The organism is Phenylobacterium sp. Root700 (genome assembly GCF_001429025.1).
Classification (GTDB): Bacteria; Pseudomonadota; Alphaproteobacteria; order Caulobacterales; family Caulobacteraceae; genus Phenylobacterium.
Genome location: NZ_LMHT01000034.1, coordinates 46982 through 61644, shown reverse-complemented (window position 1 = coordinate 61644; position 14663 = coordinate 46982). Strand labels below are relative to the sequence as shown.

The following is a 14663-nucleotide window of genomic DNA, read 5'->3' as shown; positions in this document are numbered from 1 at the left end:
CTTGGGCCGTCGCCTCTGAGGAAACGCCAAGATGACCGCCCAGCCCTGGATGGATACGAGCCGCTCGCCCGACGAACGGGCCGCCCTGTTGATCGAGCAGCTGACGCTGGACGAGATGATCTCGCTGGTCCACGGGCCGATGCCGTCCATGCTCGACACCCCGCCGGCCGACGCGGCGATGGGCGCGGGCTATATCCCCGGCGTCGCGCGACTGGGCATCCCGCCGCTGAACGAAACCGACGCCAGCCTGGGCGTCGCCAATCCGCGCAAGATCCGTAAGGGCGACGGCGCCACCGGCCTGCCGTCGGGCCTGTCGCTGGCCTCGACCTGGGACCCGCAGCTGGCCTATGCGGCCGGTGCGATGGTGGGATCCGAAGCGCGCGACAAGGGCTTCAACGTGCTGCTGGGCGGCGGCGCGAACCTGACCCGCGAACCGCGCAACGGCCGTAACTTCGAATATCTGGGCGAGGACCCGCTGCTGGCCGGCGTGCTGGTCGGCGAGGCCATCAAGGGCGCGCAGTCCAACCAGATCGTCTGCACCCTGAAGCACTTCGCCCTGAACGATCAGGAGACCTGCCGCCACGTGGTCGACGCCCGTATCGACGAGGGCGCGCTGCGTGAAAGCGACCTGCTGGCCTTCCAGATCGCCATTGAGATCGGCGCGCCCGGCTCGGTCATGTGCGCCTACAACCGCGTGAACGGCGAGTGGGCGGGCGAGAACGACTTCCTGCTGAACCAGGTGCTGAAGACCGACTGGGGCTACCCCGGCTGGGTGATGAGCGACTGGGGCGCGGTGCACACCACGGTCAAGGCGGCCTTGGCCGGCATGGACCAGGAGAGCGGCGAACAGCTCGACCGCGAAGTCTATTTCGGCGAACTGCTGAAGGCGGCGGTGCAGCAGGGCGAGGTGCCGTTCGAGCGCCTGTCCAACATGGTCCACCGCATCCTGCGCAGCCTGATCGACAAGGGCGTGTTCGATAAACCCGCCGAGAAGCGGCCGACCGACTACGAGGCCAACGCCAAGGTCGCCCAGGCCGCCGCCGAGGCCGGCGTGGTGATGCTGAAGAACGACGGCGTGCTGCCGCTCAAGGGGACCTTGCGCAAGATCGCGGTGATCGGCGCCCATGCCGATGTCGGCGTGCTGTCGGGCGGCGGGTCGTCCCAGGTGCTGCCGGTCGGCGGCGCGGGTCTGGAGATCCCGGTGACCATGGGGATGTCCTCGGCTTTCTCGCAGGTCACCTATCATCCCTCGGCGCCGCTGGCGGCGATCCGCGGCCTGACCCGCAACACGCAGGTCGTCTATGCGAGCGGCGAGGACCACGCCGCCGCCGCCGCCCTGGCCAAGGACGCCGACGTCGCCATCGTCTTCGCCGATCAGTGGGCGACTGAGGCCGAGGACCTGCCGACCCTGTCGCTGCCGAACAACCAGGACGCCCTGATCGAGGCCGTCGCCGCGGCCAACGCCAAGACGGTGGTGGTGCTGGAAACCGGCACGCCGGTCCTGACGCCCTGGCTGGATAAGGTCAGCGCCCTGCTGCAGGCCTGGTATCCGGGCACGCGCGGCGGCGAGGCCATCGCCCGCATCCTGTTCGGCGAGGTGAACCCCTCGGGCCGCCTGCCGATCAGCTTCCCGCGCGATGTCGCCGATCTGGTGCGGCCGGAAATCCCCGGCATGATCTTCGGCCCGCCGGTCGAGGGTAAGACCCTGCCGACCTCGTTCCCCGGCGTGCAGCAGCACAAGGGCCGGTTCTCAGTCGAGCACCCGGAGGGCGCCGACGTCGGTTATCGCTGGTTCGCCAAGACCGGGAAGCCGACGCTGTTCCCGTTCGGCTTCGGGCTCTCCTACACGGCTTTCGCCTATGCCGGCCTGGCGGTGGAGGGCGGTGAGACCCTGACCGTGAACCTGGACGTCACCAACACCGGCGCGGTCGCGGGTATCGACACCCCGCAGGTCTACGCCCTGGTGACCGGCTCGGACGGCAAGGAGAGCCAGCGCCTGATCGGCTGGTCGCGCGTGACGCTGGCGCCGGGCGAGACCAGGCGCGTGACGGTCGTCGCCGACCCGCGCCTGCTGGCCAACTACGACGCTGCCCTGCCGGGCTGGCGGATCGCGGAAGGCAAGGTCGGCGTGGTGGTCGGGACCTCAGCCGAGGCCCTGACCCTGCGCGGTGAAGCGACGCTCACAGCGCGGACGATGAAGCCGTAGCATCATCGATCGTCATCCTCCGGGCTCGCGAAGCGAGATCCGGGGGACCCAAGCTGAGTTGCAGAATTTGATAGGCCGCTTGGGTCCCCCGGATCGTCTTTCAGACGACCGGAGGATGACGAGGTCTGGGGATTACCGCGAGTACCCCTCCGGATACGCGCCGCCGAGGGTCTTGTAGCGGTCGCGCAGCTCGAGTTGGCGCGAGGTCATCGGCTGGCTTTCGCCGCGGATGAAGACAGCGGTGGCCTGCGACAGCGGCTCGAAGGGGTCTGCGGTCCAGATCACCAGGTCGGCGTCATTGCCGGGCTCCAGCGAGCCGATCTTGTCGGCCACGCCGAAGATGCGTGCTGGGTTGAGGGTCACCGCCGCCAGCGCCGCGTGATAGGGCATGCCATAAGCCACGGCGTTGCCGGCGTTGTAGCGCAGCTCGCGAACCCGGTGGGCGCCGCCTTGCCCCTCGATGGCCAAGGTCACCCCGGCGGCGTGCAGCTTGGCGGCGTTCTCGAGCGAGGACCCCAGCATCTGGAAGCTCTCGGGTCGGTCGCTCAGCGGATTGACTAGCACCGGCACGCCGGCGGCGGCGATCTCGGCGGCCGCCATCCAGCCTTCCTCGGCGCCGTTCAGGATCACCTTAACCCGCTCTTCGCGGGCGAACTTCAGCACGGCGCGGATATCGGCGACCTTGTGCACGCTGGCGATGATCGGCATCCGGCCCTCGACCACCGGGATCAGCGCCTCCAGGTCGTTCTTCGACAGCGCCAGGTCGCGGACCCCGGCCCGGTCGTAGGCGGCCCTGTTGCGCATGTAGTCGCGCACGTCGCGGAACGCGGCCTTCAGGGCGACGATCTCGGCCCCCCGCGCGCCGCCGGCCACATGGGCGCCGCCGTCGCCGAACGGCACCACCATGCCGACCTTGGGCTTCATCAGAATGTCGGCGCCTTCGCCAAGATGGATCACCGCCGCCTGGCCGGCGAACAGGGCGTGTGACGGCGATCCGCCGCCGCTCCCGGCCGTATACTGGTCGGCGCTCTCGCCGTCGTCGGCGTGGAAGTCATTTTCGCCGGCGCCCGCCGAGGAGGGGGTGACGATGGCGCGGGTGATGCCTGACAATCGCGCCACCGGGATCAAGGTCGAGGCCGGGTTCAGCGCGTACTGAACGTCGAAGGCCGCGCCGATGTCGGGATTGTTGACGCTCAGATCATCGCCCAGCGAGCGGACCTCGACGGCGCCCAGAAGGGTGTTGGCGGCCACGAAGCCTGGCGTCACCGTCCCGCCCTTGGCGTCGATGATGCGGGCGCCCGCCGGGATCGAAACATTGGCGCCGACCGAGGCGATCTTGCCGCCCTGCAGGACGATCGTTCCCTGCGGAATGTCGCCAGCCGGGCCGACGGTCAGGATGCGGGCGTTGGTGATGGCCACGGTTTGCGCGAGCACCGGGGTGGCGATGGCGGCGAGCAGCGCGGCCAGGCTGATCGAAATCTTGCGCATCAGCGGTTGGCTCCCTGGCCAAGTTCGAAGTCCGACCGCGCCTGGTAGCGCGGGTCATGCCGGTCGTAGGCGATCGCCCCGTCCAGATAGACCCGCTCGGCGCGGGCGTAGATCGAGAAGGGGTTCTTGTCCCAGATCACCACGTCGGCCCGCTTGCCGACCTCCAGCGCCCCGGTGTCTTTCAGGCCCAGCGCCTTGGCCGGATTGGCGGTGATCCAGGCCATGGCCTGGCCCTCGGTGATGTTCAGCCCCGCCGCGCGGCCGGCGGCCAGGGCCTCGGCGGCTTCCTGGTTCAGGCGCTGGATGACGTCGGGGTCGTCGGACTTGATGATCGCGCAGCCGCCGGCGGCGTGGACCAGGGCGGCGTTGGCCTCGATGCCGTCCCAGGCCTCCAGCTTGTTGCCCCACCAGTTGGCCCAGGTGGCCGTGCAGATGTCGTTCTTCGCCAGGATGTCGGCGATCTTGTAGGCCTCCGAGGCGTGGTGGAAGGCGGTGATCTTGTAGCCGAACTCGTTGGCGATCCCGATCATCTGGACCATCTCGTCGGCCCGGTAGCAGTGGTTCTCGACCAGGATCTCGCCGCTCAGCACCCCGGCCAGGGTTTCGAGCTGCAGGTCGCGCTTAGGCGGGTCGGCCTTTTCGCCGCGGCCGGTCTTGGCGCGGTAGTCGTCCCATTTGCGGGTGTAGTCGGCGGCGTTGATCCAGGCGTTCCGATAGCCGGCGACATTGCCCATCCGGGTCGACGGCGCGCGGCCCTTTGCGCCATAGACCCGCTTGGGGTTCTCGCCGCAGGCCATCTTCAGGCCGTAGGGCGCGCCTGGATATTTCATGTCCTGGACCGTGCGGGCCGGGATGTTGCGCAGGGTGACCGAACGGCCGCCGATCAGGTTGCCGGAGCCGGGCAGCACCATCAGCGTGGTCACCCCGCCGGCGCGGGCCAGGTTGAAGCCCGGATCCTGCGGCCAGACCGAATGCTCGGCCCAGACCCCGGCGGTGTTGGGGTCGGTCAGCTCGTTGCCGTCGGAATGGGCCGCTACGGCGGGCGAGGGATAGACGCCGAGGTGCGAGTGGGCGTCGATCAGGCCAGGCGTGATGTACTTGCCCGAGGCGTCCACGAAATCGTAGCTGGCCGGGGGCACGATGCCGGCGCGGACCGCCTCGATCTTGCCGTCGCGGATCAGCACGGTTCCTCCGTCGATCCGCTCCCCGGTCCCGGTGAACACCGTGGCGCCGAACAGGGCGGTCGGGCGGCTGGGCAGGGGGCGATAGGTCGAGGCGAAGGGGTCGCCGTTGTGGGCGGAATCCAGGCCCTTGGGCAGGGGGCGGGCCTTGGCGGTTTCGCCGCCCGCAGGCGTCTTGGCGGGCGCCGTCGTCGTGGCGCATCCGCCCAAGGCCGCAGCCGCGATCATCGCGACCGCCGTCTCGAACACTCTCATGCCTAGCCACCCATCCCCGTCGAACTGCGCGCGACGATAGGACGAACCAACCCCGGCGGCAAAGGCGGGCGGCAGGTTTTCCCGCCGCCCGCCCGTCAAGCCGGTGAAACCGTGCGCGGTCTCTAAATCAGCAGTCGCCGAGGCGTTCGGCGGTGATCTTCATGGTCATCTCGCGCATGGCCGGGGTCGGCGCGGGGTCCATCACGGTCTTGCTTTCCGTCGTGTAGCGGGTCGAGAAATCGCCCGAGAAGCGGCTGTCGACGGTCATCTTCCCACCCGAGTGCGTGCAGACCGCATGACCGACATAGTCGGCGCCCTGACGGGTCATCGTCTGTTCGGTGCAGGTCACGCCGGCCTGCTGCTGGGCGGTCTGCATCTCCTTGAAGCTGGTCTTGGGCAGGCAGACCTCCATGGTGATGGGCTTGGGCATCGAAGCCATCTCGGTGGTCATGCGCCACTTGCCGGGCTTCGGGCCCTCGGCCAGTTCCGCCGGCATGGTCGTCGTGGCCGGGGCGGCCGTCGCCGGTTCACCGCTCTTGGCGGTTTCTTCCTTCTTGGAACAGGCGCTCGCCAACAGCGCCACCATCAGCATGCTCATCGCAATCCGCATCGTCTTCTCCCTGTCGTTTTCAAGTCGCGCCGGGCCGGCCGCGGGCGGCGGGGGCGGATCGGCGCTTGCCATTTTTCAAACGCCCGTTCATCAGCTTTGGCGATGTCCGATGATCTCACCGAAGTTCAAACCGCTGTCGTCCCTGACGGCTACGTCATCAATCTGTGGCAGCGCGGGTTTGGCCGCACCGTGGGGCCGTTCTATTCGCGACGCGACAGCGCCACGAATGGCGAAACCATGGCCTTTCGCGTGGAGGAACACCACGCCAACGGGATGAATAATTGTCACGGCGGCATGCTGATGAGCTTCGCCGACATGGCCTGGGGCCGGGTGATCTCCAACCAGCGTGAGATCGGCTGGGTGACGGTCAGGCTCACCACCGACTTCCTCTCGGGCGCCCACATGGGCGACTGGGTCGAGGGGACCAGCGAGATCATCGCCGAGCAGGACGACGTGTTCACCGTTCGCGGCAAGATCTGGTGCGCGGACCGCACCCTGATCACCGGCACCGGCGTCTACAAGGGTATCCGTTCGATCGTGCGTAAGGCCGGCGAACGGGAAGCACGAGGAGTGGCGTAATGGCTTTGGACCCCGCGATCAAAGAAGGCGCGCCTGTCGGCTACGAGGATCAGCCGATTCACTCCCCGCCCGGCGCGCTGCCGCCCGAGGTTCAGGCCCCGTTGGCGCCGTTCTCGGGGCGCGAGCCTGACGCGCCGCAGTGGTTCACCGACGCCATCGCCCAGGAGCCGGAGCGCCGCTTCGTCACCTCCATGGGTTCGCAGATCGAGCTGCTGACCTGGGGCGAGGTGGGCAAGCCCGGCCTGCTGCTGGTGCACGGCAACTCGGCCCACGCCGACTGGTGGAGTTTCATCGCCCCGTTCCTGGCGGCCGACTACCGCGTGGCCTCGATGTCGCTGGCCGGCATGGGCGCTTCCGACTGGCGCGAGACCTACGCTTTCCAGGACTTCGCCGAGGACGCCGAGGTCTGCGCCCAGGCGGCGGGCCTCTACGAAGGCGGGCGTAAGCCGGTCTATATCGGCCACTCGTTCGGGGGCTCGCAGGTGTTCTACGCCGCCGTGCAGCACCCCGAACGGATGCATGCGGCGATCCTGGTGGATGTCGGCTTCGGCGGTCCGCCGGCGGACTCGCCCGAAGGCAAGCGCTTGCTGGAGGAGCAGCGCCAGCGGGTCGCCAACATCCCGACCGCCGACCGCGCCCAGCGGGTCTATCCGACCATCGCCGCGGCCCTGGCCCGGTTCCGGTTCATGCCGCCCCAGGCGGCCGGCAACCTGTTCGTGGCCGACTTCATCGCCCGCCGCTCCTTGAAGCGCGCGCCGATGGAGGATGGTTCGGGGGAGGGGTGGTCGTGGCGCTTCGATCCCAACATGTGGAACAAGCTCGACCGTTCGGCGATGATGGCCTTGACGACCCAAGGGCGGCCTGCGGTCGCCACGCCGCTGGCCCACATCTACGGCGAGCGTTCGGTGGTGATGGCGCGCCGTGACAGGGGGGAGGTCACGCCCCTGCCGGAAGACATCATCGAGATCGCCATCCCCGACTCCGCCCACCACATCATGGTCGATCAGCCGCTGGCCCTGGTGGCGGCGCTGCGTTCCATGCTGGCGGTCTGGCCGGCCTGACGCCAGCCCTTGAGGCCGGGCTGCTGTTCGTGTAGTCCGGCTCCAACTGAATTCTTCGAAGAGAGAGACGGGCCCGCCATGGCTTCCGAATACCACCGCGGCGACATGGAAATTCAAGAACAGGCCTCGACCTATCGCCTGTTCGTCAGCCTCGCGAAGTGGGGCTCGCTGGCGATCGCCGCCTTCCTGATCTTCATCACCCTGTGGTTCTGCACCGCGACCGGCTTCCTGGGTTCGGCCGCTGTCGGCCTGGTCCTGGCGGTCGGTGGTTTCATCGTCATGCGCGAGCACGGCGAACCCGCCCACTAAGGCGAACATCGTCTGAAGCTGTTTGAAGGGCGGGCGCGAAAGCCCCGCCCTTTATGCTGTCTGGCGTTCGGCGCGCCGCGAGCGCCGGCTGGCCGGCGCCAAGCGCAGTTCTTTTCACAGGCCGCCGATTTTTTCTGGATTGAGCCGCGGGGTGACGTAGCGGAAGAGGGCGCGCGTCAGCAAGCGTGCGACCGATCCGGGTCAACAAACAACCAGAGGCGGCTGGGCGCCGCCAAACCCCGAAGCCTAAAGGGGTTCAGGATCAAACATTTGTTTGAAGCCCGGCGTTCGATTGCTGGACAATAGCCAACGGCGGCTTCTATGTTCGCCGCAAGTTCGAAGACTGACATGGGGGGAACAGGGCGCATGACGACCATCGCCGTCACCAAGGAACGCCGCGCCGGAGAGACGCGTGTGGCCGCGACTCCAGAGACGGTGAAGAAATTCATCGGCGCCGGATTCTCGGTGGTGATCGAGGCGGGCGCCGGCGCTGCGGCGTCCTATCCCGACGCCGACTATGAAGCCGCGGGCGCGACCCTGGCCAAGACCATCAAGGATGCGATCGGCAAGGCCGATATCCTGCTGAAGGTCCGCAGCCCCGTCGACGAAGAGATCGCGCTCTTGAAGGCCGGGACCATCGTTGTCGCCACCCTCAATCCGCACATCGAGAAAGACGCCCTGAAGGCGCTGGCCGCCAAGGGCGCCACCGCCTTCGCCATGGAGTTCGTGCCGCGAATCACGCGGGCCCAGGTGATGGACGTGCTGTCCTCCCAGGCCAACCTCGCCGGCTATCGCGCCGTGATCGAGGGCGCCGAGGCCTATGGCAAGGCCCTGCCGATGATGATGACGGCGGCCGGCACCATCGCCGCGGCCAAGGTGTTCGTCATGGGGGTCGGCGTCGCCGGCCTGCAGGCCATCGCCACCGCCCGCCGCCTGGGCGCGGTGGTCACCGCCACCGACGTGCGGCCCGCCACCAAGGAGCAGGTCGAAAGCCTGGGCGCCAAGTTCCTCGCCGTCGAGGACGAGGAGTTCAAGAACGCCCAGACCGCCGGCGGCTACGCCAAGGAAATGAGCGCCGAGTACCAGGCCAAGCAGGCCGAGCTGCTCTCCACCCACATCGCCAAGCAGGACATCGTCATCACCACGGCGCTGATCCCCGGTCGTCCGGCCCCCAAGCTGGTCAGCGCCGAGCAGGTCGCCTCGATGAAGGCCGGCTCGATCCTGGTCGACCTGGCCATCGAGCAGGGCGGCAACGTCGTCGGCGCCAAGCTGGGCGAGACGGTTGTCACCGCCAACGGCGCCAAGATCCTTGGCGCGCCCAACCTGCCCGGCCGCATCGCGACCGACGCCTCGGCGCTCTATGCGCGCAATCTCTTCGCCTTCGCCGGCCTGTTCCTCGACAAGGAGGGCAAGTTCGCCCCCGACTACGAGGACGAAATCCTGAAGGCTGCTCTCGTCACCCAAGGCGGGGCGATCATTCATCCCGCCCTGACTGCTTAAGAGGACCCTCATGGAAGCCGTCGACCCTACAGTCTTCCGACTGGCGATCTTCGTGCTCGCGATCTTCGTGGGCTACTACGTCGTCTGGAGCGTCACCCCCGCCCTGCACACGCCGCTGATGGCGGTGACCAACGCCATCTCCTCGGTGATCATCGTCGGGGCCCTGCTGGCAGCCGCCGCTCACGGAGTGGACGGCGAGCTGACCAAGAACGTCATGATCTCGAAGGGCGCCGGCGCCGTCGCCGCGGCCTTCGCCGCCGTGAACATCTTCGGCGGCTTCCTGGTCACCCAGCGCATGCTGGCCATGTACAAGAAGAAGGCGAAATAGGCTCATGAACGCCAATCTCGCGGCCATCGCCTACATCGTTTCAGGCGTCCTCTTCATCCTGGCCCTACGCGGCCTTTCCAGCCCCACGACCAGCCAGGCGGGCAACCGCAACGGCATGATCGGCATGGCTATCGCCGTCGGCACCGCGCTGCTCACCCTCTGGGGCCAGGGCAAGCTCGATCCGCTGACGCTGGGCCTGATCCTCGGCGGCGTCGCCATCGGCGGCGCGGTCGGGGCGGTCATCGCCCGCAAGGTCGCCATGACCTCGATGCCGCAGCTGGTCGCCGCCTTCCACAGCCTGGTCGGCATGGCCGCCTGTCTGGTCGCGGTCGCCGCTATCCATACCCCGGCCGCCTACGGCATCGTCGGCGCGGACGGCATGGTGCACCTCAACTCGCTGATCGAGCTGTCGCTGGGCCTGGCCATCGGCGCCATCACCTTCACCGGCTCGGTGATCGCCTTCGCCAAGCTGAACGGCAACATGAGCGGCGCGCCGATCATGCTGCCGGCCCGCCACCTGCTGAACATCGCCATCGCGGTGGGCATCGTCGCCCTGATCGTGGTGCTGGTGATGAGCGGCGGCCAGGCGATCTGGGCCTTCTGGGGCATCTTCGCCCTGGCCCTGCTGATCGGCGTCACCCTGATCATCCCGATCGGCGGCGCGGACATGCCGGTCGTGGTGTCGATGCTGAACAGCTATTCCGGCTGGGCGGCGGCGGCGCTGGGCTTCACGCTCGAGAACGTCACCCTGATCATCACCGGGGCCCTGGTCGGCTCGTCCGGCGCGATCCTCTCCTACATCATGTGCAAGGCGATGAACCGCAGCTTCATCTCCGTGATCCTGGGCGGCTTCGGCGCCGAGGACGTGGTGGCTGGCGCCGGCGGCAAGGTCGAGACCCGGCCGGTCAAGAAGGGTTCGGCCGAAGACGCCGCCTTCATCATGAAGAACGCCTCCAAGGTCATCATCGTCCCGGGCTACGGCATGGCCGTCTCCCAGGCCCAGCACGCGCTGCGCGAAATGGGCGACATACTGAAGGCGGAAGGCGTGGAGGTGAAGTACGCCATTCACCCGGTCGCCGGCCGGATGCCGGGCCACATGAACGTCCTGCTGGCCGAGGCCAACGTGTCCTACGACGAGGTGTTCGAGCTGGAGGACATCAACTCCGAGTTCTCCACCGCCGACGTCGCCTTCGTCATCGGGGCCAACGACGTCACCAACCCGGCGGCCAAGACCGACCCGACCTCGGCGATCTACGGCATGCCGATCCTCGACGTCGAAAAGGCCCGCACCGTGCTGTTCGTGAAGCGCGGCATGTCCTCCGGCTACGCCGGGGTCGAGAACGAACTCTTCTTCCGCGACAACACCATGATGTTGTTCGGGGACGCCAAGAANGCCCAGGCCCTGGGCGCGCCGTTTTTCGTTTGGGCGACGGTCCCTCAGAGTCTGCGTCGGTATAGTTTCGTGTAACCGCTTCTTCAGAAACTTACGGCAAAGGCTGTTCCGGAGCGCGACAATACGCGCTGCGGCCACAGGTTTACCCCGCCACGTTTTCGTCTAGAAGGTCGGTCAATAACCGCTCGCGTGATAACGAGAAACCGTCGCAGCTCGGCCGCCTAACCTCTAGCGGACTCCAGTAAAGCTCGACTGTACTGGAAGAGGTCTATTCTTGAGTTCAGTGAATTTGGCCGTGGCTGGCCGCTTGCGCCATTTCTGGGTCGAGGGCGTCCTGGCGACAGCTCTGACCCTCAGCGTGGTCACCGCCGCCTACGCCACCACCGTGCTCGCGCCGATCGAGCGCGCGCCTGAGCCGACCTACGCCCAGATCGTCGCGCCGGTTCCGGTGGAACCCCCGCCGCCGGAGTTCGCCTTCGGCGAGCCGGTGCCCGGACAGCAGGTGAACTCGCCCTTCGGCCTGCGCCGCATGCCTTGGGAGCGTCACGGCCGTCTGCATGAGGGCGTCGACATCGCCGCCCCCTCGGGCAAGCCCGTCGTGGCGGTGGCTGACGGGGTGATCACCAAGGCCGGCTCCAGCGCCTCCTATGGCCGCTATGTCGAGGTTCGCCACGACGAGGACCTAGTCAGCTTCTACGCCCATCTGGGCCGCATCGACCCGCGCGCCAAGGCCGGCGTGACGGTGAAGGCCGGCACGATGATCGGCAAGATCGGCTCCAGCGGGACCTCGACCGGCCCGCACCTGCATTTCGAGATCCGCCAGAACGGCCGGCCGCTGAACCCCGTGTCCTTCATCGACCGCGAGTTCGCCACCGCCGAAGATCTGCCCCTGAAAGCCGCCGCCTACTATTCCAAGCGCGTACGCGTCGCCCAGGTCTCGACGATCCCGGCGAGCAAGCGCGGCGCGATGCCGGAGGCGCGCAAGACCAAGGACGGCCGGGTCGCGGCCACCCTCCTTGCGGCGGCGGAATAGCAGTAATCTAGAGCCGCACGCGCCCGAAGGCGCGGTCGGCGACGAAGGCCGCGAACAGGATCGCCCCGCAGGCGGAGGCCACGAACCAGGCCGGGTGCGGAATGCTGGTCATGGTCCAGGCCGCGAAGCAGAAGATCAGCAGGCTGGTGATGCGGCCGGCCAGGGCGCGGCGCCCGGCGATCAGGTTGGCGCTGGAGGCGCCGGCCAGAACGCCCAGGAACCAGGCCAGCAGCACGGCGAACTTGGCCTCGAGCGGCACCTTCGACATCACGGTCTGCAACTGTGCCGGATCGGTCAGGTCGACGCCGGGTGGCGGCGGGAAGATGGTGTGGCCCATGCCCTCCACCACCCCGGTGACGACAGCGCCGACGATTATGCCCAACACCACGCTCAGGATCAGCCGCAACATCGTCTTCGTCTCCAGGATCGACCTGGGCGCAACCTCGGCTAGATTGGCGCGATGCTCAAGGTTCTGCGATGACGGCCCAGCGTTTCCACCCCACTCGAGGCCAGTTGGTCGACATCGGCGGGCGTCGTTTGCGGGCGGTTCGCGCGGGGCCGAAGTCTGATCGCCCGCTGATCGTCCTGGAATGCGGCGCCTTCGGCTGCGCCGCCGACTGGGCGGTGGTGCAGGAACGCCTCGCGGCCAAGGGCCTGGCCAGCGTCGCCTATGATCGCGCCGGACTTGGTTTTTCCGACCCCGGTCCCGAACCGCGCGACGGCCGCGCCATCGCCGCCGACCTGACGGCCATGCTGGCGAAACTCGGAGAGCCGGGTCCGTTCGTGATGGCCGGCCACTCGATGGCCGGGCTGATGTTGCGGGTCTTCGTCCCGCATCACCGCGACCAGATGCTGGGGGTGGTCCTGGTCGACGCCGTGACGCCGGAGATGATGGACGTCCGGGCTGCGGCGCTGGGCGTGCACGCCTATCGCGGCGCGATGAAGCTGGTCGGGCTGTGGTCGGGGGCGGGCTTCATGCGGCCGGTGTCGCTGGTGATCGGCGACCTGATCGGCCTGGAAGGCGAGGCCTCGACTGAGAAGCGGCGGATCTACGGATCGGCGACCCACACCCGGTGGGCGGCCGAGGAGGTGCTGAACTGGCCGCGCACCGCAGGCCAAGGGCGCGAAGCTGGGACCTTCGAGCCCGATCTGCCCGTGGCCGTGGTGACGGCCGGCGCGGCGCGGATGTCGGCGGCGCTGAAGGCCCTGCAGGTCGTGCCGGCCCAGGCCTCGCGGCACGGCTATGTCGATCACGTGCGCGGCGCCAACCACGCCAGCCTGCTCGGCAAGACCTTCGCCGATCCCATCGTGAAGGGCGTCGAGCACGTCCTGGCCGTCGTCGGCCGCTAGCTCTTCCATCCAGATCGTCATCACCGGGCTTGTCCCGGTGACCCATATCCGCCGGCCTAGGAGATAGACCCCGAGCGCCGCGTCTATGGATGGCCGATCCGAGAGGTCGGCCATGACGAGCCGGTGGGGGGTGTCTAAGGCTCGCGCGTGACCACGCCGCAGGCGGACAGCAGGCGGCTTTGGACCAGCGAGCGGATGAAGACGCCCGGCGCATCTCCGAGCACGGGCGATGTCGCTCCCCCATCGCCGTCGATGATCGCCGGCAGCGCGCCCCGCGCCCGCGCCGGTACGCCGCGCAGGGCGTCCCGCTGGCTCGGCGGCAGATGGGCGATGTGGCCGGCGAGCGCCTCGATCCGCACCGGCCGCGCCGCGCGGATCTCGAACCGCCCGTCCCAGACGCCGGCGCCGTGCAGGTCCAGCGGCGGCGCGCCGCCCCGAGCCAGTTCGCCGACTTCACGCATGAAGCGCGCCTCCGCCGCGTCGGCCTCGATCCGCGCGCCGCACAGGGTGGCGGCGACGGGCTCGCGCCCGTTCAGCAATGCGGTCAGGCGCGCCAGGCGGTCGCGACGCGGGGGTCGGTCGGTTCCGGCCGCGCAGAGACTGGCGACGGCGATCAGCCGCGCGGCCCCGGGCGCCGACAGGGCCGCGCGAGGGATGGTGATCACGCCGGCCTGATCGACGAAGACCGCGCGCGCTAGGTCCGCCAAATCGTCCATCGGCGCGGCGCCGGCCGTGACGGTCTTGGGCGTCATCGCCGCTCTGGCACGGGCGCGGGCGAAGCGCAGATCCTCGTTGCTGGGGTCTTCGATCCAAGTTTCCCCCCGCGTCGTCAACCAGTCGCGGATCTCCGCCCGGCCAAGCGCGAGCATGGGACGCAGCAGGAAGACCTCCCGGCCCTCCGGCCAGACCGGCGAGGGCGCCCATTCACGCGGCGACGGGGTGGTTGAGCCGCTGGCGCGCATCAGGGCGGCTTCATCGAGGTCGCTGGCGGTGTGGCCCAGCAGGATCACCCGCGCGCCAAGTTCTCGCGCGGCGTCGGCCAGCAACCGGTGTCGCGCCGTCCGCGCGGCCGCGGGCAGGCCCTGGCTGGGCTTTTCGCCCATCCAGTGCAGGGCGCGGAACTCCAGGCCCAGGCGCGCGACCAGGGCGGCGCAGCTATGCGTCCAGCCGAGGCTCTCCGGGCGCAGGCCATGATCGACGGTGAGCACGACCAGCCGCCGCTGATGTGTCCGCGCCCAGTCGGCGGCGATCAAGGTCAGGGCGTGGGAATCGCCGCCGCCCGACAGCCCGACCACGAGCGGCGCGGTGGCCTCGGGGCGCAGCCGTCGGTGCAAGACGGCTTGGACGCCGTCCATCAGGTCAGGCGCGTG

13 protein-coding genes and 1 pseudogene are annotated in these 14663 nt (G+C 68.6%); 9 read left to right on the top strand and 5 right to left on the bottom strand.

What is annotated here, in order from left to right:
• Nucleotides 1-31: 31 nt before the first annotated feature.
• On the top strand, nucleotides 32-2206 hold the full coding sequence (locus ASE02_RS18015; protein WP_056735958.1) for a glycoside hydrolase family 3 protein: 2175 nt from the start codon (nucleotides 32-34) through the stop codon (nucleotides 2204-2206).
• A 132-nt stretch (nucleotides 2207-2338) separates the two neighbouring features.
• Here the strand turns inward: ASE02_RS18015 and ASE02_RS18010 are convergent, their stop codons facing one another.
• The 3 genes from ASE02_RS18010 to ASE02_RS18000 all read right to left on the bottom strand — a co-directional run bounded on the left by ASE02_RS18010 (nucleotide 2339) and on the right by ASE02_RS18000 (nucleotide 5740).
• Complete coding sequence (locus ASE02_RS18010) at nucleotides 2339-3694, bottom strand: amidohydrolase family protein (protein ID WP_056735956.1); 1356 nt, start codon at nucleotides 3692-3694, stop codon at nucleotides 2339-2341.
• A complete protein-coding gene (locus tag ASE02_RS18005) occupies nucleotides 3694-5130 on the bottom strand; it encodes an amidohydrolase (RefSeq protein ID WP_056735954.1) in 1437 nt (478 codons plus the stop codon). The genes ASE02_RS18010 and ASE02_RS18005 overlap by 1 nt, the downstream gene beginning before the upstream one ends.
• Nucleotides 5131-5257: 127 nt before the next feature.
• Entirely contained in the window at nucleotides 5258-5740 is a 483-nt protein-coding gene (locus tag ASE02_RS18000) for a DUF3617 family protein (protein WP_162257198.1), read from the bottom strand.
• A gap of 102 nt (nucleotides 5741-5842) precedes the next feature.
• On the opposite strand from ASE02_RS18000, the gene ASE02_RS17995 reads away from it, so the two are divergent.
• The 7 genes and pseudogenes from ASE02_RS17995 to ASE02_RS17965 all read left to right on the top strand — a co-directional run bounded on the left by ASE02_RS17995 (nucleotide 5843) and on the right by ASE02_RS17965 (nucleotide 11943).
• On the top strand, nucleotides 5843-6319 hold the full coding sequence (locus ASE02_RS17995) for a PaaI family thioesterase (RefSeq protein WP_056735951.1): 477 nt from the start codon (nucleotides 5843-5845) through the stop codon (nucleotides 6317-6319).
• Nucleotides 6319-7380: an alpha/beta hydrolase gene (locus ASE02_RS17990; protein WP_082602196.1), complete on the top strand. Its 1062-nt coding sequence runs from the start codon at nucleotides 6319-6321 to the stop codon at nucleotides 7378-7380. The genes ASE02_RS17995 and ASE02_RS17990 overlap by 1 nt, the downstream gene beginning before the upstream one ends.
• Before the next feature lie 78 nt (nucleotides 7381-7458).
• Nucleotides 7459-7689, top strand: a complete 231-nt coding sequence (locus ASE02_RS17985) for an aa3-type cytochrome c oxidase subunit IV (protein ID WP_056735949.1) — start codon at nucleotides 7459-7461, stop codon at nucleotides 7687-7689.
• Nucleotides 7690-8055: 366 nt separating this feature from the next.
• Nucleotides 8056-9189 (top strand): Re/Si-specific NAD(P)(+) transhydrogenase subunit alpha, encoded by a 1134-nt coding sequence (locus ASE02_RS17980; protein ID WP_056735947.1) that lies wholly within the window; start codon nucleotides 8056-8058, stop codon nucleotides 9187-9189.
• 10 nt (nucleotides 9190-9199) lie between these two features.
• Nucleotides 9200-9517, top strand: coding sequence for a proton-translocating transhydrogenase family protein (locus tag ASE02_RS17975; protein WP_056735944.1), 318 nt, complete (start codon nucleotides 9200-9202; stop codon nucleotides 9515-9517).
• Nucleotides 9518-9521: 4 nt separating this feature from the next.
• Nucleotides 9522-10909: pseudogene (locus ASE02_RS17970) on the top strand (NAD(P)(+) transhydrogenase (Re/Si-specific) subunit beta); the annotation flags it as partial.
• Nucleotides 10910-11193: 284 nt separating this feature from the next.
• Nucleotides 11194-11943, top strand: a complete 750-nt coding sequence (locus ASE02_RS17965) for a M23 family metallopeptidase (RefSeq protein ID WP_235536765.1) — start codon at nucleotides 11194-11196, stop codon at nucleotides 11941-11943.
• Between the two features lie 7 nt (nucleotides 11944-11950).
• Here the strand turns inward: ASE02_RS17965 and ASE02_RS17960 are convergent, their stop codons facing one another.
• Nucleotides 11951-12352, bottom strand: a complete 402-nt coding sequence (locus ASE02_RS17960; RefSeq protein WP_056735941.1) for a hypothetical protein — start codon at nucleotides 12350-12352, stop codon at nucleotides 11951-11953.
• 68 nt (nucleotides 12353-12420) lie between these two features.
• On the opposite strand from ASE02_RS17960, the gene ASE02_RS17955 reads away from it, so the two are divergent.
• On the top strand, nucleotides 12421-13293 hold the full coding sequence (locus tag ASE02_RS17955) for an alpha/beta fold hydrolase (RefSeq protein WP_082602195.1): 873 nt from the start codon (nucleotides 12421-12423) through the stop codon (nucleotides 13291-13293).
• A 134-nt stretch (nucleotides 13294-13427) separates the two neighbouring features.
• Here ASE02_RS17955 and tilS read toward each other — a convergent pair whose 3' ends face one another.
• On the bottom strand, nucleotides 13428-14648 hold the full coding sequence (gene tilS / locus ASE02_RS17950) for a tRNA lysidine(34) synthetase TilS (protein ID WP_056736569.1): 1221 nt from the start codon (nucleotides 14646-14648) through the stop codon (nucleotides 13428-13430).
• Between the last annotated feature and the right edge of the window lie 15 nt (nucleotides 14649-14663).